This window comes from Ralstonia sp. NFACC01, from assembly GCF_900115545.1.
GTDB lineage: Bacteria > Pseudomonadota > Gammaproteobacteria > Burkholderiales > Burkholderiaceae > Ralstonia > Ralstonia mojiangensis.
In genome coordinates this window covers 195,736-212,111 of the sequence record NZ_FOWV01000005.1, presented here as the reverse complement: position 1 = coordinate 212,111, position 16,376 = coordinate 195,736, and the positions used below count along the sequence as shown (strand labels likewise).

The following is a 16,376-nucleotide window of genomic DNA, read 5'->3' as shown; positions in this document are numbered from 1 at the left end:
CAGCGACCGCCCGCATGTCCTCCGTCTTCAAGCGCGTTCCTCCACTGCATCTGTTGATTGCCTTTGAGGCGGGGGCGCGCCATGCGAGCTTCGCGCGTGCGGCCGAAGAGCTTTCTGTCACGCCCAGCGCGGTATCGCACCGCATCAAGAACCTCGAAGAACTATGGGGCGAAGACCTGTTCGTGCGCACCGGCACGGCGCTGCGGCTGACCGCCGCGGGCACGCGCTACCTGCGCAGCGTGCAAGTCGCGCTCGACACGCTGCACGAACTGGCGCGGCCGGAGTTCAGCAAGCAGCGCGCGCGGCTTCGCGTGGCGATTCCGCCCACGTTCGGCCGCCAGCACCTCGTGCCTCGTCTGCCGGAATTCAACGCGCTGTACCCGCACATTGATCTGGAATTGCATCTCTCCATCCCGTTCCTTGATGTGAAAGCCGAGGACACCGATGTCGAGATCCGCTACGGCACCGGCCGCTATCCGGACCTGAAGACCACGCTGCTGCTCAACGAGCCGGTGTTCCCGGCGTGCGGGCGCGGCTACTTCGAGCAGATCAGCGGCAACACCATCACCGAAGCATCGCAGTTGCTGAACCTCACGCTGCTGCGCAGCCCGCTGGAGCCGTGGCGCCCGTGGTTTGAGGCGGCGGGGCTGGACGCACCCGAGCCCGCCACCGGCTCGCTGTTCAACGACATCGGCCTGATGCTCGAAGCGGTGGCCTCCAACCAGGGCGTTGCGCTGGTGCGGCAGGCGATGGCGCGCAACTGGCTGGGCTCGGGGCAGATCGTCCGGCTACTGGACATCGAATCGACGTCGCCACATGCTTATTACATCGTCCAGCGCGAACAGGCGCCGATGAAGCCCGAGGCGCGGCAGTTTGTGGATTGGTTGCTTGGGCTGGATTGGTAAACCGGTCAGCCGTGGGCAGCCAAGCCTCGTAACTGGCCCTCAAACCACCGGATTCGAAACTTTCAGTATCGACGTTGAGGCTCGGAACCCCAGCGTTGATGAAAAAAGCAGCAACGTCGGAGCAGAAAGGGGCATGGGCCGAGCCTCCGGGCCTCGAAGTCGACGTTCTGAACCTCATCGCTGCTGCTTTTTTCATCAACGCTGACCATATTTGCCTCACGCGTGAGGTACCCGAACCTCGGATTCGAAACTTTTAGTGTGAAGCTCGATGGTTTGAGCCCCACCATCGACGGTCGAAGGCTCGATCATGGAGGTCGGACCTCCACGAACGAGCGGTAAAACCTTGCCGCAACGCGATGAACCGCATTGGCCGCCTCGGCGAGCCAAATTCATCGCAGCAAAAGTCCTTAACACGCCGCATGGCGCGGCGGCCGGGCTATAGTGCCTCCCACCCCGGCCACCGCTGCCGGGCACAACGATGAGAGACACCCCATGAACGCGTCGCTGCCCGCCACCGCCCGCGATCAATCTGCCCTGCAGGCCGAGCTGACCGCTGCGCTGTCCCAGATCGTGTCCGACGACGCGCTGCTCTGGGAGCGCGAAGACACCACCCCGTATGAATGCGATGGCCTCGCCGCTTACCGGCAGGTGCCGCTGGCCGTGGTGCTGCCAGATACCGAAGCGCAAGTCGTCGAAATCCTGCGCGTGTGCCACCGCATGGGCGTGCCCGTGGTGCCGCGCGGCGCCGGGACGAGCCTGTCGGGCGGCGCGATGCCCACGCCGGGCGGGCTGGTGCTGTCGCTGGCCAAGTTCAAGCGCATCAGCAAAGTCGACCCGTATACGCGTACGGCGGTCGTGCAGCCGGGCGTACGCAACCTCGCCATCTCGGAAGCAGCCAATCCGCACGGGCTGTATTACGCGCCCGATCCGTCCTCGCAGATCGCCTGCACCATTGGCGGCAACGTCAATGAGAACTCGGGCGGCGTGCATTGCCTGAAATACGGCCTGACGGTGCACAACGTGCTGCGCGTGCGCGCGGTGATGATGGATGGCGAGGTGGTCGAGTTCGGCAGCGAAGCGCCCGACGCACCCGGCCTGGATCTGCTGGCCACGGTGATCGGCTCCGAAGGCATGCTGGCCGTGGTGACGGAAGTGACCGTGCGCCTGATCCCAAAGCCGCAGTTGGCGCAGGTGATCATGGCGAGCTTCGACAACGTGGAATCCGGCGGCAACGCCGTGGCCGACGTGATTGCCGCCGGCATCATCCCGGCCGGGCTGGAAATGATGGACAAGCCTGCCACCGCGGCTGTTGAGGAATTCGTCTGCGCCGGCTACGACCTCGATGCGGCCGCCATCCTGCTGTGCGAGTCCGACGGCACGCCCGAAGAAGTGGCCGAAGAAATCGCGCGCATGAGCGAAGTGCTGCGCGCCTCGGGTGCCACGCGGATCCAGGTCTCGCAAAGCGAGGCCGAGCGCCTGAAGTTCTGGAGCGGACGCAAGAACGCCTTCCCGGCAGCCGGGCGCATCTCGCCGGACTACTACTGCATGGACGGCACCATCCCGCGCAAGCACATCGGTACGCTGCTGCGGCGGATCCAGCAGATGGAGCAGAAGTACGCCCTGCGTTGCATCAACGTGTTCCACGCCGGCGACGGCAACATGCACCCGCTCATCCTCTTCAACGGCGAAGACCAGGACGAATGGCACCGCGCCGAACTGTTCGGCTCCGACATCCTCGAGACCTGCGTTGAACTCGGCGGCACCGTGACGGGCGAACACGGCGTGGGCGTGGAAAAGCTCAGCTCGATGTGCGTGCAGTTCTCGGCGGAAGAACGTGACGCCTTTTTGCGCGTAAAAACGGCTTTCGACCCGGTGCGCCTGCTGAACCCCGACAAGGCTATCCCCACGCTCGCGCGCTGCGCCGAATACGGCAAGCTGCACGTGCGCAACGGCCTGCTGCCGCATCCGGACCTACCGCGCTTCTGAAGCACGTAGCCATGAAGAATCCGCCCCGTACCGTCCGGAACCGCTGGCACGCCCACAATGCGCGCCTTGGCGAATATCTCGGCAAACCCGAGAGCGGCTGGCGCGCGCATTGGTACGCCATCATCTTTGAAGCCGAAACACGATCCGGCAGGCTGTTCGACCTGACCCTGCTTGGCGCCATCCTCGCCAGCGTGCTGGTAGTGATGCTCGACAGCCTGCCGAGCGTCAGCGGCCGCGCAGGCACGCTCTTCACGGTGCTCGAGTGGCTCTTCACACTGCTGTTCACGGGGGAGTACGTCATGCGCATCCTCGTGGTGCGCAGGCCCTGGCGTTACGTGCTCAGCTTTTACGGCGTCATCGATTTCATCTCGATCCTGCCGACGTGGCTGGCGATCTTTGTGCCCGAGCTGGCCTACCTGCTCGATGTGCGGCTGCTGCGTCTGCTGCGCATCTTCCGGATACTGAAGATCACGGTCTACTTTGAAGAGGCGCAGATCCTCCTGCGTGCGCTGTTGAACGCGCGGCACAAGATCTTCGTGTTCCTGGGTACCGTCTTCATCATCACCATCATCCTCGGCACGGTGATGTACGTGGTGGAGGGGCCGCAGCATGGCTTCACCAGCATTCCGGTCAGCATGTACTGGGCGGTGGTCACGCTCACCACCACAGGCTTTGGCGACCTCGTGCCCCGCACGCCGCTGGGCCAGTTCATTACCTCGCTCACCATCCTCCTCGGCTACAGCATCATCGCGTTCCCGACCGGCATCATCGGCGCCGAACTAGTGAACACCATGCGCGAAGGATCTGCCTCGGCCGTCCCACCGCAGGCCCGCGCGTGCAGCGGCTGCACGCTCGACCGTCACGACACTGACGCCGCATTCTGCAAGCGCTGCGGCACCAAGCTTCCGCTCCACCCCATCGAGACCGCGCACAGCCAGTGAGCTGCGCACCTGAAGGTTCGCCATGCCAAGCACGCCAGACACAGCCCTTTCGCCCACGCTCGCACGGTTTCGTGAGGCCATCGCACACGCAGCCGACAGCCACACGCCACTGACCTTGCGTGGCGGCGGCACGAAGGATTTCTACGGCCGCGCACCGGCACCCCACGGCACCGTGCTCGACACACGCGAATGGTCCGGCATCGTCGATTACGACTGCGCCGAACTTGTCGTCACCGCGCGCAGCGGCACGCCGCTCGTCGAGATCGAAGCTGCGCTGGCCGAGCACCGGCAGATGCTGGCGTTCGAACCGCCGCACTTTGCTGCGGACGGCAAGCAGGCGACCGTCGGCGGTGCGTTTTCATCCGGCCTGTCCGGGCCGCGCCGGCAGTCGGTGGGTGCGCTGCGCGATTTCGTGCTCGGCGCCGTCGTCATGGACGGCCGCGGCGACATGCTGAACTTCGGCGGCCAGGTGATGAAGAACGTGGCCGGCTACGACGTCTCGCGCTTGATGGCCGGCGCGCTCGGCACGCTCGGCCTGATCGTGCAGGTGTCGCTCAAGGTGCTGCCGATGCCGTTCTGCGATGCAACGCTGCGCTTTGCCATGGCGCAAGGCGAAGCCATCGACACCCTGAACCGCTGGGGCGGCCAGCCACTGCCGATTGCGGCGTCTGCGTGGATCGACGGTGCGCTGTGGGTGCGCCTGAGCGGCGCTGATGCAGCCGTGCGCGCAGCCATTGCCAAGCTCGGCGGCGAGCGTGTTGATGACTCAGAAGCAGCGGCGTTCTGGCACGACCTGCGCGAACAATCACATGCGTTTTTTTCGCGTGCCGTGCACGGCAGCCTGCCGCTATGGCGCATCGCCCTGCCCCCGGCCACGCCGCCGCTGGCGCTCGGACATGCTTCTGCCGACGAACAACTCGTCGAATGGGGCGGCGGCCAGCGCTGGTGGATCGACACCGCCAACACCTCGGCCGATGTCATCCGCGATGCAGCACGCAAGGCCGGCGGCCACGCCACGCTGTTCCGCAACGGCGACCGCGCCAGCGACATCTTCACGCCCGTCGCCGCGCCGTTGATGGCGGTGCACAAACGCCTGAAAGACAGCTTTGATCCGCACGGCATCTTCAACCCGGGCCGTCTGTATTCAGCGTTCTGACTGCCGACTTCTAACGCAAGCCCATCATGCAAATCACGCTCGCGGCGTTCCTGCGCAACACCCCCGACGGCGAAGAAGCCCAAAGCATCGTGCAGAAGTGCGTGCACTGCGGTTTCTGCACGGCCACCTGCCCGACCTACCAACTGCTCGGCGATGAGCTGGACGGCCCGCGCGGGCGCATCTACCTGATGAAGCAGGTGCTGGAGGGACAACCCGCCGGCGCCGCTACACGCCTGCACCTGGACCGCTGTCTGACCTGCCGCAACTGCGAATCGACCTGCCCGTCCGGCGTAACGTACGGGCGCCTGGTGGAGATCGGCCGCAAGATCGTCGATGACCAGCTCGACGCGAAAGGAGAGTCGCGCCCGCTGGGCGAACGCGCCGTGCGCTGGGCGCTGCGCGAGGGGCTGACACGGCCGGCGCTGTTTGGCTCCGCGCTCAAGCTCGGGCAGGCGGTGCGGCCGATGTTGCCGCAAGTGCTGCGCAACAAGGTCCCGGCCAAGCAACCCCACGCCGGCGTGCGACCAAACACCGTGCACGCGCGCAAGATGCTGCTGCTCGAAGGCTGCGTACAACCCGCCATGTCGCCCAACATCAATGCAGCCACGGCGCGCGTATTCGACAAGCTGGGCGTGCAGCTCATCAGCGCAGACCGCGCAGGCTGCTGCGGCGCCATCCGCTATCACATGAACGACCACGCAGGCGGCCTCGGCAACATGCGCGCCAACATCGATGCGTGGTGGCCGCATATCGAAGCCGGCGCCGAGGCCATCGTCATGACCGCTTCCGGCTGCGGCGCGATGGTCAAGGAATACGGACACCTGCTGCGCGACGATCCGGCCTATGCCGAGCGTGCGGTGCGCGTGTCCGCCATGACGCGTGACCTGTGCGAGGTGCTGCCGGCGTTCTCGCAACAGCTTCTGCAGAAGGCCAAACCGGAAGCGCAACGGCCGCGCGTGGCGTGGCACCCGCCCTGCACGCTGCAGCACGGTCAGCAGATCCGCGGCGCGGTTGAAACGCTCCTCACGTCGCTGGGCGTAGACGTCAAGCTCTGCGCCGACAGCCACCTGTGCTGCGGTTCGGCGGGCACGTATTCGGTGCTGCAACCGGAGCTGGCCTACCGCCTGCGCGACGACAAGCTCGCCAAGCTGCAAGCGACGCAGCCCGAGTGCATCGTCACCGCCAACATCGGCTGCGTGACGCATCTGCAGAGCGGCACGGACACTCCGGTTGAACACTGGATCGAGCTGGTCGACCGCATGCTGGCCTGAAGCGAACGCAGCCGGGTTCTATACTTGGCGCTTCGTTTTGCCCGGAGGCCCCATGCTGCAAACCTTCGCGATCCTGCTGACGTTCCAGTCGGTGGGTGAGCTGCTGACGTATTCGATGCACCTGCCGGTGCCCGGTCCGGTGATCGGCATGGTGCTGCTGGTCATCTACCTGCTGGTGGACAAGGGCCGCGTGCTCGAAGTCATGCAGGGCACCGTCAGCGAATTGCTGCGGCACCTGACCATCCTGTTCGTACCGGCCGGCGTGGGCGTCATGACGCAACTGAACCGCATCGGGCAGGAATGGCTGCCGATCGTGGTGGCGACCGTCGTGTCGACGTGGCTGTCGATTGCTGCCGGTGCGCTCGTCACCCGCGCCCTGATGCGCCGCATGGGCCGCATTGACCACGGCGGCGGCGAAGGCCACGAGGAGCTGGCCCCATGAACGCGATGGCTCCGAACCTTCATCAACTCTGGGTCTACCTGGCCGCCAGCCCGCTGCTGGGCCTGACCGCCACGCTCATCGCTTACCTGATTGGCGTACGCCTGCATGAACGCAGCCGCTTCAACCCGATGGTCAATCCGCTGCTGATTGCGGTCGTCATCCTGGGCACACTCCTGACGCTGACGGGCACGCCGTACAAGACGTACTTTGACGGCGCGCAGTTCGTGCACTTCCTGCTGGGGCCGGCCACGGTTGCGCTGGCGGTACCACTGTTCCAGCAATGGGCGAAGCTGCGCCGCCACGCGCTGCCGCTGATGGGCGGGCTCCTTGCGGGGTCGGTCGTGGCGGTGGTGTCAGCCGTAGGCATCGCATGGCTGCTGGGCGCATCGCCCGAAACGCTACGCTCCATGGCGCCGAAATCGGTAACGATCCCGATCGCGATGGGCATCTCGGAGAAGATCGGCGGCGCACCGACCATTACGGCGGTGCTGGTGCTCATTACCGGCATTGTCGGTGCGACCACCACGACGCGGCTGCTGAACCTGCTGCGCGTGCGCGAATACAGCGTGCGTGGCTTTGCGACCGGCATTGCGGCGCACGGCATCGGCACAGCGCGCGCGTTTCAGGTCAATCCGGAGGCGGGTGCGTTCTCGGCGCTGGGCATGGGACTGAACGGCGTGCTGACGGCGGTGCTGGTGCCGCTGCTGGCGGGCTGGATTCCGCACTGAGCTGTTTCCCCTCCGCCCAGCTTTCACTGCCTGGGCAACGTACAACACACTCCGCAATCCTCCTGAATGCTCCTGACAGAACGCTGTCAGGAGCCCCCCGCCAGAATCGCTCCACCTTAACGAGACAGGTTCCCCCAACCGCCTGCCTCATCAACCGGAGCGACAACATGGCAAGCGTCATCAACTGGTTTGAAATCCCCGCCAACGATTTCCCGCGTGCGGTGAAGTTTTACGAGAACGTCTTCGACACGCAGCTCAAGCAGGAAGACATGGGCGACCTGACCATGGGCGTGTTTCCGGCAGGTGAGACGACCATCCACGGTGCGCTGGTCAAGGGCGAAGGCTTTGCGCCGTCCGACAAGGGCAGCGTGGTCTACCTGAACGCACCCAATCTGGATGCGGTGCTGGAACGCGTGAACGGCAGTGGCGGCCAATGCGTATTCGGCCCGATGACGCTGCCCGACCATATGGGCCGCATCGCCCACATCGTCGACACCGAAGGCAACCGCGTCGGCCTACATGAGCCGGATGCCAAGACGCAGGCGTACCTGCTACAGCAGTAACGCCCCCAGGGCCGGTGCGCGGGCGCCGGCCTTTACTACGAGACAGAGAAGAAGAACACCATGCCGAGTCAATCCCCGTATCTCATGCGTGCCGCGGATATCACCGCGCGCACGCAGTCGTTTTCGCACCCCTGGAACAGCCTGTCGGAAATCCACGGCACCATGATGGGCCGGCTGCTCGGGCTCAAGCGCACCGGCGTGAATTTCGCGCGCGTGCCGCCGGGCAAGGAATCATTCGTCTATCACTCGCACCAGCGCGAAGAGGAATGGATCTACATCCTCTCGGGCGAAGCGCAAGCTGAAATCGCCGACAGCATGTTCACCGTGCGCCCCGGTGACTTCATGGCGTTCCCCACGGGCATCGCGCACCACCTGCGCAACTGCGGCAAGGAAGACCTCGTCTATCTGTGCGGCGGCGAACATCTCAACATCGAGATTGCCGATTTCCCGCGACTGGGCAAGCGCATGCTGCGCCGTGGCGAACAGGTCGATGTGGTCGAAATCCACCCGCAACGTGAGCTGACGCCCTTCGGCGCGTAGGGGATATGGCGCGCATTGCACCCGGGCCGAAGGCCACTACAATGCCGCGCATGACCCGCCGCGCCGACCGCCTGTTCCAGATTGCCCAGATCCTGCGAGGCCGCCGTTTGACCACGGCGGCCATGCTAGCCGAGCGCCTCGGCGTGTCCGAGCGCACGGTGTATCGCGACATCCGCGATCTGTCCGTCTCAGGCGTGCCGATCGAAGGCGAAGCCGGTATCGGCTACCGCATGCGCGCAGGCTTCGACCTCGCACCGCTCATGTTCACCGCCGATGAAGTTGAAGCCCTGGTGGCCGGCGCGCGGATGATCAAGGCATGGGGCGGCGGCACCATGGCCGACTCGGTGGAAGCGGCACTGGAAAAACTGATGGGCGCCCTGCCCGCGGAGCGCCGCAACGAAGCCGAGACCACGCGCATCTTTGCGCCCGGCTACGGCATGGGCAACGAGGTCAAGCAGGTATTCGACACGCTGCATGCGGCGCTTGGGCGCCACGCCGTCGCGCGACTCTCCTACCGGGATGCGCAAGGTCAGTTGACCGAGCGCTGCATCCAGCCGCTCGGCCTGTTCTTCTGGGGACAAGTCTGGCTGGTGGCCGCCTGGTGCGAGCACCGTCAGGACTACCGCACCTTCCGCCTCGACCGCTGCGTCAAGGTCGACATTCTGGAGCGCCACTTTGCCGAATCCGCCGAGCGCTCGCTGGCGGATTTCATGCGCAAGGTGCGAGGCTCGCAGGATTAACGACCGCAACGTCAGGCGGGATCGGGCTCCGCCAGCAGCCGTTCAATATCGTCGGCGATCTCTTCCGGCTTGGTCATGGGCGCGTAGCGCTTGTAGACCGTGCCGTCGCGGCGCAGCAGAAACTTGGTGAAGTTCCATTTGACCGCTTCGATGCCGAGCACGCCGGGCTTTTCCGAGGTCAGCCACTTGTAGAGCGGATGCGCGTTCGAGCCATTCACGTCGATCTTGCCGAACATCGGGAACGAGACGCCGTAGTTTTTCTCGCAGAACGCGCCGATTTCGTCTTCGCCGCCCGGCTCCTGCTTGCCGAACTGGTTGCACGGAAAGCCGAGCACCTCGAGGCCTTTCTCATGCAGCCGCTTGTACACCGCTTCCAGCCCAGCGTATTGCGGCGTGAATCCGCACTTGCTCGCCGTGTTCACGATCAGCAGGACCTTGCCTTTGTACTGCGACAGCGGCACGCGCTGGCCGGTCAACGAATCGGCCTCGAATGCGTAGACATCACTCATGGCTACTCTCCGGATGGTTGCGGGAACGGGGTGCTCCGGCATCTGTCCGGAATTGTAACGGCCCGCGCTGGGCGGGCCGTTTGGGGCGATTCGGATCAGTGCTTGTCGGTTTCAGAGAACCAGAAGGTGCGCTTGCGTTTGCCGAGGCCCGTGGGGGTGACCTTGATCGGCGCCAGCGACGATCCACCGCCCGTGCCCGTTTGGTTACCGCAGCCAAAGCACACCGGAACCGGCGTCGTGCCGCCGTTGCCATTGTTCACGAGCACCACGCCGTACACAGAGGACGGCGGGAATCCGCCGCCATCGAGCATGACGGAGCGGTCGGTGTTCTGGCCGGCGCCAGTCAGGAAACTGACGGAATAGGTGCGCGCCACCCCAAGGTTCGGATAGCACATGCCCGCCTTTGGCACCGCCGGCGTGTTGGTACCGAACGTCGTGTAGCCCGCCACGGTCAGCGGCGCATTCACAACCTTCTCGCCCGGATTCGGCAACGTGATGAAGAAGCCGGAGCCCGTGCCGTTGTACGCCACCGAGGTCGCATCGACGAGGTTGGCTTCGGTCAGCGGCGTCCACCCGGCCGGCACCGGCCCGAGGTTCGGATCCTTGAGCATGTAGAACCGGTTGACCACGTTGTAGGCAGTACCGGGCGTGTTCGAGGCCGAAAACAGCGGATGCTCGCGGTCGCCAGTGCCGGCGAGGATTGCATTGAAGCCGGCCGTCGGCACCACATCCGGCGCATAGAAGAACTTGCGCGCATTGTTGGTATTGGCTGCGCCGCCAAGCGCGGCGAACTGCGTCAACGCCCAGTTGGCGGGAGTGTTGCCGGCAGCGCTCTGGAAGTCCACACGCCAGATGTTGCCGCCCACATCGCCCACGTAGGCCATCTGGATGTAGCCGCTGCCTGTGCGGTCGACCGCCGTGACGTCGGAGGCAATCGAACGCGTGAGGCTGGTGTTCTTGACGCACACGCCGGCCACGCCGGTGCAGTTGGCCAAGGCGCTCCACACCGGCACGCCGCTGTACGCATCGAGTACGACAATGCCGCGGCCCATGGTGTCGGTGCCGGGTGCCGGGTCGCTGTCTTCGGAAGCCGCATCGTAGCCCGCGCCCATGATCAGCACCGGGTTGGCATAGCCCGCCACGCGCATCAGGCGAGGCTTCGACCACGTCTGACCCAGCTCCGGAATGTCGGTGTTGCTTCGCGACCAGAGATAGCGCGGATTGACCGGATCAGTCACGTCCAGCGCATAAATAAGGCTGCCACCACGACGCGCTGTCAGGTAGATGACGGTGCGCGGGCTGCCGGCTGTGCGCTGATCCTGCATGACGGTCGTGCTGCCGTCGAAGAAATCGTCGCGCGGTGTCGGTTTGGGCGTGATGCCGCCCGGTGTGGTGGAAAGGGCCACCTCCGGCGTGTTGGCGTAGAGCCGGCTCAACTTGCCGATAAACTCGGGTGGGATGAAACCCCACAGCTCGCCGCCAGGACGCACGGTATTTGTCGACGAGGTCTTGATGCCGGTTGTCTGGTTTCCGTTGATGGCATGGAACACGCCGTCGTTGGTGCCGTAATAGACGACGACATTCGGCGTGGTCGATGTTCCGTAGTTGATCACCACCGGCCGTGAATGCAGTACGTCGCCGTGGATCGACGGACGAATCGTCACCGGAGACCCCGGACCTGTCTCGGCTTCCTGTCCCACCGTCGGCGCTTTCGTGGTTCCGTCCATCGCATAGACGTCACGGCCGCGCACCCAGTTGATGAAGTAGCTCTGCTCGGTCGAGGTGATCGCCGGGGCGCCGTTGACGCTGTTGTATGAATTGATCGCGTCCAGCCCCTTGCCGGTACCGCCCGTCAACCAAGTGTTGCTGGTGTCGAACGTCGGCATGGCGCCGCTAGTCGGGCAGGTACCGACGCCGTTGCATGTATACAGCACACGGGTGCTCTGATCCGTCAGGAACTGTGCCCGCAGCATTTCACCGGTTCCGCCCTTCTCTACCACCTCGCCGTCGGGGGAATCACTTGCGCCACCAACTCCAGAAGGGCTGTTGATCCAGAATCCGTTCTTAGGCCAGTTCGTCACGCCGGATCCGTAACCACTGGTGCCAAAAGCGAGCGGAGGATCGGCCGTCCAGAAACTGATGGCGTTGGGTGAAATGAAACCTGTGCCTGCACTGCTGAGCGCCGGTTTGCCGACCGAATCAAGCAGTTGCAGGCTGCCGTTGGTGTCGTAGCCCACTTGGTACTGCTTGAGGTTGCCCATCCAGCGCGGCGCGGCGGTCGCGTCCGGACGAAACATGCCGACATAGACCTGGTTCAGGAACTGCCCCTGCGCGTTCACGGCGGCCGGCAAGCTGACAGACGCAAACACGCTGTTCACGGCCTGAATTTCGTTGAAGATCTGCAGCAGGATGTCTTTCAGCTGGTCCGGTTTCCCAAGCTGCGCGACATACGCTTTGCCGCCACCGTTCGTGGCCATGCTCTGGTCGAACGCGACGTAGTCCGGGTTGTTTCCGTCTGTGACGGAAATCGTGTAGGTGATGATGTTCTGCGGCGGATGATCCTTCGGGATCGTCTTCGTCTGCAGGTCGTAGCGGTACATGAACTGCGCCCACTCATCGCCCCAGTTGGCCTGGTACTTGTTATAGGGCGACGGTATGACGATCTGTGGCGGCGTCGTATTGGCCGAAAGGCCCAGCGCAGTCGCCAGATCGCTCTGGATGTTCTTGCCGGTGTCCTGCGGTTTGCCGTTGTTGACGGCATTGCCAATGTAGATGACGTACGTCCGCTGGCACGGGTTATTGATCGGGCGCACAGACGAATAATCCGTCCCTGAAGGCCCCGTCCCGCTGTTGAAGTAGGCCCAGGCCTCCTCCATGCCGCCGCCAACCTGCGAATTGTTCGAGTTGTTTGCCTGGCGATCGATCGTCAACACGTAGTTGAGAAAGCTGTTGATCCCGTTGAGATCCATCAACGGCAACTGCGCCGGCGGCGTCGACGGAAACTGGAACTGCGCGCCGACGTTGTTGCCGGTGCCGAACATCATCAGACCAAGATTCAGGTTGCCCAGCAGCGACGGCGAATTCTTGAACGCATTCACCGCGTCATAGAGCGCGCACTGCTCGGCACCCACATCGGTGTTTGCATTGTTGCTCGACACGACGCCACTGGTGTCGCAGGTAAACGGCGCGGATGCATTCCACGTGGACGCGTTGTCCATGACGATCAGCACGTTCGGCTTGCCCGCCTGCGGTTGCAGCCCGGTGTACAGATCAATATCCTCGGCCCCGGCAGGCTGGACACACGCTAGTGCGAGCGCGGCGGTTGCCGTGGCGGCAAACGCAAATCGTTGAGCAAATGAGCGCATATGAGTTCTTCCTGGCTTTGCGCGTTGGCTTACGGACACGCCGCGCCGGTCAGCACGCGAACCGCAACGCCCTGATGCAGCGTGGTGTTCACGGCTGTGCCGTTCACATCGTTGACGGTGGCGGCGACATCCCACTGCGTCGCACTGCAATTCGACATGCCACCCGGTGTACCGGCGGCAGTCAGGATGCCGGTGTCGGAGTTGTTGTTCACGCCGCTGAAGCAAGAGGAGTCGGCGGCAAAGTTGGGGCTGGTCGTATCGGTGGTCAATTGCGTGTTGGCGATCGCCTTGGTTGCCACGCAAGCGGGCGCGGCAACCTGCGCGGTGTAATCCGTCTTGCCATCGCCGTTCACGTCCACCGGCACGCTGGTGGCGACCGGGTTGGAGGTGAAATCCACACTGATGACTTGCTCAATGCCCTGCTGCGCGGCGCTGCGCGCTTCCAGGCCGTATTGCTGGTTGGCGGCGATCTTGGTGTTGATCACGCCCGAGTTCATCATCATCACGACGATGCCCATGAAGATCGCCAGGAAGATCAGCGTGACAACAAGGGTCACGCCCGACTGACGTGCCGATTGGCGAACCGATAAGCGCCGCATGGCTACTCCCGAGGGCCGGCCACATTGGCGACGCGCGCGAGTTCCGCATAGACGTGTCGCTTGTAGCCATCGTTGAAAGGGGCGGTGAGCGTGCCGCGGCCCATGTCGTAAGACCGCGTGTCCGTCCAGCCCGGCGACACGCCCAGCGTGCGCGCGAGCACGTTGATGCGCACGGCCGTCACGTTGCTCCAGTTGGTCGCGGCGGATGCGAGCCAGTTGTAGCCGCTCACGGTGGTACAGGCGGCGCTGTTATCGATGCCTGGATTGGCCACGTAGCAATCGGGCGAACCGTTGCCGTCCATATCGACGCCATAGACGAAATGCACGTCGTCGATGCCTTGGGCGATCGAGTTGGGCGGTTGCATTGCACCGCTGGAAAACTCGACCATCTTGAGCGTGGGAATACTGTCGCCACCCGTGCCGCAGCGGTCGCACGTGGCGAGGTAGAACGCTCGCACGCTGACTTGGCGAAGGTCTGCCAGCTTGCCGCAGGTCTTGTCCTTGAGCGTGAAGTCCGTTGCGGTGGCGCTAAACACAAAGGGCGCGGTGTCCGTACTGCAGAACGAATCCTGCAGATACGCTTGCCCTGCTGCTACGGCGCTCGCGGAGGTGACGGTGCTCGACACGCGCCGCACCACCAGGATTTCGGAGTTGGGCGACAGGTTGGGCAGGCATGGCGCCGCGTTCGCACCGGGCACGTAACCGTAGATGGCCACCGGCACCGTCGCAGGGCTGTTGGTAAAGCCAAGTGCGTTGGTGGCGCTTGCGCACACATCGGGCGTTGCCACCGCTGAGGTTCCCAGCAGATTCAGATCGCCAAGGAAGCCTCCGAGCCCGACTTCCTGGCTGATGATGTCGAGCGCGTAGCGGCCGCTCTCGATCTGCGTGGCGCTGTTGCCCAGTTGCACGCGCGATTGCGAGGTGGACGCATACAGGCTCGCCAGAGCGGTCAGCAACAGCAGCCCCAGCGCCATGCCGACCATCAGTTCGACCAGCGACATCCCGCGCTGCAGACGGCGCAACGTGCGGTTCGGCGTCATGACAGCACCCCCATGCGCACCTGCACGCTGATGGCGCGCCGATAGGCATCGTTACCGTAATTGCCGCTGCCGCTGCCGCAAGGCAGCGCCGGCGCCACGGTCTGCACCAAGCCTTGCCATGCGACGGTCACGCGATAGATCTGGTTGACCGTGTCGACAGCCTCGATACAGCCGCGCGCCCCGATCATGGCGCCCAAGGCCACGGTGCCGCTGGCGGCAGTCTCCGTATTGCCGAGCAGCGCACTGTTCCAAGCCGCGAGATCGGTGGTGACAGTGGCTTGCTGCGCGGCCGTGCCCGTCGTGCAACTCGGAGCCGAGACACCGCCCGTGCCGACGGTGGTTATCGCGCCGGCCACGGCGTAGCACGAGGCCACCTGGCGGTTGGCGTTGAGCCGCGCGGCCATGTCCTGCAACAGCGTCAGGGCCTGCACGCGCTGGTAGGACTCCATCTCGGACTGGTTCGAGCGAACCATCATGCCGGCCGCGCCCAGCAGCGCCACCAGCAGGATCACGACCGAAATCAGGATCTCGATCAGGGTCGACCCACGCTGCCCGGCCTTGCGTAACCGGCGATGTGACAAATGTGCGATGGCGCTCATGAGCACGTCCCCGAAACCACGGCGACGCGGCCGGTGCCGCCTACCTGTACGCAGCTCGAGGAAACGGATTGCGACGCGCTCGTCGGCGTGACCTGGAACGTAACGCCGCCTGCAGTCGGTCGGCCATCGTTGCCGAACGACAGCGTATTGCCGTTGCTCGCCGCGATGGTCACGCCGCTGTACGGGCCGAATGTGCGGATCACCGTGGCAGGCGTGCCCGCCATCAGCGTCCATCCGGCCGCCCAAGTGCTGCTGGTCGATACGGTGACGATGGTGTTCTGCTTGACAGCCTCCGCACGCGCCAACGACACGGCAGACGACAGGTCGAACGATGCATTGCGTGTGGCCTGGGTCGCGATCATGCCCGAGAACGAGGGCACCGCAATCGTGACGAGGATGGCGAGCACGGCCAGCGTGACCATCAGCTCGGTCAGCGTGAAACCTTGAATGGGCTTGCGCAGGGGATTCATGGCTCGCCTCACTTCCAGCAGTTGGAGGCGCCAGTGGACGCTCCCTTGGCGCCGGTGTTCGTCAGGGTGAGCGTGCCGCAGGCAGTGTCATTCACCTGCTGCGACCCCTGCGGGCTCGCCGCCAGTTGGTAAGACGGCGGCACACTGCTCGCGCTCAACGTGAAGGTGTAGTTGGGCGAAACGTTGGCCGGCACGTTGCTCGCGTATTGCAACGTGGTCAGATTCGGCGCATAGGCACGGTTGTCGAGCAGGAAGCGCTCCTGCGCGGCCGCAACTTCCTGCATGAAGGATTCCGCCGCTGCCCGATTGGAGCGGACGATGTACTGGACGTAGCTGGGATAAGCAATGATCGCCAGGATGCCGACAATGGCCACTGTGATCATGAGCTCAATCAGCGTAAAACCCCGCGCCGCCCGCGCGCGCTGATACCTCGGCTTGCTTGCCACGTTTTTACCCACCCGGATTTGCTGTTGCTTTTATCGTTTTGATGCGCGCCCGCCGATGACTTGGCAGGCCCGCTCA

General features: G+C 64.3%; 17 protein-coding genes. 10 read left to right on the top strand and 7 right to left on the bottom strand.

Going from position 1 to position 16,376, the window contains the following annotated elements; all coding sequences use genetic code 11:
- Positions 1-14: 14 nt before the first annotated feature.
- The 10 genes from BM136_RS14460 (at position 15) to BM136_RS14415 (ending at position 9,272) form a co-directional block, all read left to right on the top strand.
- Positions 15-905, top strand: coding sequence for a LysR substrate-binding domain-containing protein (locus tag BM136_RS14460; protein ID WP_092972487.1), 891 nt, complete (start codon positions 15-17; stop codon positions 903-905).
- A 492-nt stretch (positions 906-1,397) separates the two neighbouring features.
- Positions 1,398-2,891, top strand: coding sequence for an FAD-linked oxidase C-terminal domain-containing protein (locus BM136_RS14455; protein ID WP_092972486.1), 1,494 nt, complete (start codon positions 1,398-1,400; stop codon positions 2,889-2,891).
- Positions 2,892-2,902: 11 nt separating this feature from the next.
- Positions 2,903-3,832 carry an ion transporter gene (locus BM136_RS14450; protein WP_092972485.1) on the top strand — a complete coding sequence of 310 codons (930 nt, stop codon included), beginning with the start codon at positions 2,903-2,905 and terminating at the stop codon, positions 3,830-3,832.
- A gap of 22 nt (positions 3,833-3,854) precedes the next feature.
- Positions 3,855-4,988 (top strand): glycolate oxidase subunit GlcE, encoded by a 1,134-nt coding sequence (glcE, locus tag BM136_RS14445; protein ID WP_092972484.1) that lies wholly within the window; start codon positions 3,855-3,857, stop codon positions 4,986-4,988.
- A 26-nt stretch (positions 4,989-5,014) separates the two neighbouring features.
- Positions 5,015-6,259, top strand: coding sequence for a glycolate oxidase subunit GlcF (gene glcF, locus BM136_RS14440; RefSeq protein WP_092972483.1), 1,245 nt, complete (start codon positions 5,015-5,017; stop codon positions 6,257-6,259).
- A gap of 52 nt (positions 6,260-6,311) precedes the next feature.
- Positions 6,312-6,701 carry a CidA/LrgA family protein gene (locus BM136_RS14435; protein WP_092972482.1) on the top strand — a complete coding sequence of 130 codons (390 nt, stop codon included), beginning with the start codon at positions 6,312-6,314 and terminating at the stop codon, positions 6,699-6,701.
- A complete protein-coding gene (locus tag BM136_RS14430; protein ID WP_092972481.1) occupies positions 6,698-7,429 on the top strand; it encodes an LrgB family protein in 732 nt (243 codons plus the stop codon). The genes BM136_RS14435 and BM136_RS14430 overlap by 4 nt, the downstream gene beginning before the upstream one ends.
- A 167-nt stretch (positions 7,430-7,596) precedes the next feature.
- Positions 7,597-7,992 (top strand): VOC family protein, encoded by a 396-nt coding sequence (locus tag BM136_RS14425; RefSeq protein ID WP_027680594.1) that lies wholly within the window; start codon positions 7,597-7,599, stop codon positions 7,990-7,992.
- A 60-nt stretch (positions 7,993-8,052) separates the two neighbouring features.
- Complete coding sequence (locus BM136_RS14420) at positions 8,053-8,532, top strand: cupin domain-containing protein (protein ID WP_092972480.1); 480 nt, start codon at positions 8,053-8,055, stop codon at positions 8,530-8,532.
- Positions 8,533-8,573: 41 nt separating this feature from the next.
- Positions 8,574-9,272: a helix-turn-helix transcriptional regulator gene (locus BM136_RS14415; RefSeq protein WP_092972998.1), complete on the top strand. Its 699-nt coding sequence runs from the start codon at positions 8,574-8,576 to the stop codon at positions 9,270-9,272.
- Positions 9,273-9,283: 11 nt separating this feature from the next.
- On the opposite strand, the gene BM136_RS14410 is transcribed toward BM136_RS14415, so the two are convergent.
- The 7 genes from BM136_RS14410 to BM136_RS14380 form a co-directional block, all read right to left on the bottom strand.
- Positions 9,284-9,781: a glutathione peroxidase gene (locus BM136_RS14410; protein WP_092972479.1), complete on the bottom strand. Its 498-nt coding sequence runs from the start codon at positions 9,779-9,781 to the stop codon at positions 9,284-9,286.
- Between the two features lie 95 nt (positions 9,782-9,876).
- The gene (locus BM136_RS14405; protein WP_092972478.1) at positions 9,877-13,146 is read right to left on the bottom strand and encodes a pilus assembly protein; all 3,270 of its coding nucleotides are present in this window, start codon (positions 13,144-13,146) and stop codon (positions 9,877-9,879) included.
- Between the two features lie 29 nt (positions 13,147-13,175).
- Positions 13,176-13,745, bottom strand: a complete 570-nt coding sequence (locus tag BM136_RS14400; protein WP_092972477.1) for a pilus assembly PilX family protein — start codon at positions 13,743-13,745, stop codon at positions 13,176-13,178.
- Positions 13,746-13,747: 2 nt separating this feature from the next.
- Positions 13,748-14,785, bottom strand: a complete 1,038-nt coding sequence (locus tag BM136_RS14395; RefSeq protein WP_092972476.1) for a PilW family protein — start codon at positions 14,783-14,785, stop codon at positions 13,748-13,750.
- The gene (gene pilV / locus BM136_RS14390) at positions 14,782-15,384 is read right to left on the bottom strand and encodes a type IV pilus modification protein PilV (RefSeq protein ID WP_092972475.1); all 603 of its coding nucleotides are present in this window, start codon (positions 15,382-15,384) and stop codon (positions 14,782-14,784) included. Before pilV ends, BM136_RS14395 begins: the two co-directional genes overlap by 4 nt.
- Positions 15,381-15,854, bottom strand: coding sequence for a GspH/FimT family pseudopilin (locus tag BM136_RS14385; RefSeq protein ID WP_092972474.1), 474 nt, complete (start codon positions 15,852-15,854; stop codon positions 15,381-15,383). The genes pilV and BM136_RS14385 overlap by 4 nt, the downstream gene beginning before the upstream one ends.
- A gap of 8 nt (positions 15,855-15,862) precedes the next feature.
- Positions 15,863-16,300 carry a type IV pilin protein gene (locus BM136_RS14380; protein ID WP_092972996.1) on the bottom strand — a complete coding sequence of 146 codons (438 nt, stop codon included), beginning with the start codon at positions 16,298-16,300 and terminating at the stop codon, positions 15,863-15,865.
- Positions 16,301-16,376 lie beyond the last annotated feature (76 nt).

Coding starts and splice junctions, on each gene's coding strand:
- BM136_RS14425 (WP_027680594.1), top strand. CDS start 7,597: ATGGCAAGCGTCATCAACTGGTTTGAAATCCCCGCCAACGATTTCCCG.
- BM136_RS14405 (WP_092972478.1), bottom strand. CDS start 13,146: ATGCGCTCATTTGCTCAACGATTTGCGTTTGCCGCCACGGCAACCGCC.
- BM136_RS14460 (WP_092972487.1), top strand. CDS start 15: ATGTCCTCCGTCTTCAAGCGCGTTCCTCCACTGCATCTGTTGATTGCC.
- glcE (WP_092972484.1), top strand. CDS start 3,855: ATGCCAAGCACGCCAGACACAGCCCTTTCGCCCACGCTCGCACGGTTT.
- BM136_RS14435 (WP_092972482.1), top strand. CDS start 6,312: ATGCTGCAAACCTTCGCGATCCTGCTGACGTTCCAGTCGGTGGGTGAG.
- BM136_RS14455 (WP_092972486.1), top strand. CDS start 1,398: ATGAACGCGTCGCTGCCCGCCACCGCCCGCGATCAATCTGCCCTGCAG.
- BM136_RS14400 (WP_092972477.1), bottom strand. CDS start 13,745: ATGCGGCGCTTATCGGTTCGCCAATCGGCACGTCAGTCGGGCGTGACC.
- BM136_RS14410 (WP_092972479.1), bottom strand. CDS start 9,781: ATGAGTGATGTCTACGCATTCGAGGCCGATTCGTTGACCGGCCAGCGC.
- BM136_RS14420 (WP_092972480.1), top strand. CDS start 8,053: ATGCCGAGTCAATCCCCGTATCTCATGCGTGCCGCGGATATCACCGCG.
- pilV (WP_092972475.1), bottom strand. CDS start 15,384: ATGAGCGCCATCGCACATTTGTCACATCGCCGGTTACGCAAGGCCGGG.
- BM136_RS14450 (WP_092972485.1), top strand. CDS start 2,903: ATGAAGAATCCGCCCCGTACCGTCCGGAACCGCTGGCACGCCCACAAT.
- BM136_RS14395 (WP_092972476.1), bottom strand. CDS start 14,785: ATGACGCCGAACCGCACGTTGCGCCGTCTGCAGCGCGGGATGTCGCTG.
- glcF (WP_092972483.1), top strand. CDS start 5,015: ATGCAAATCACGCTCGCGGCGTTCCTGCGCAACACCCCCGACGGCGAA.
- BM136_RS14415 (WP_092972998.1), top strand. CDS start 8,574: ATGCCGCGCATGACCCGCCGCGCCGACCGCCTGTTCCAGATTGCCCAG.
- BM136_RS14385 (WP_092972474.1), bottom strand. CDS start 15,854: ATGAATCCCCTGCGCAAGCCCATTCAAGGTTTCACGCTGACCGAGCTG.
- BM136_RS14430 (WP_092972481.1), top strand. CDS start 6,698: ATGAACGCGATGGCTCCGAACCTTCATCAACTCTGGGTCTACCTGGCC.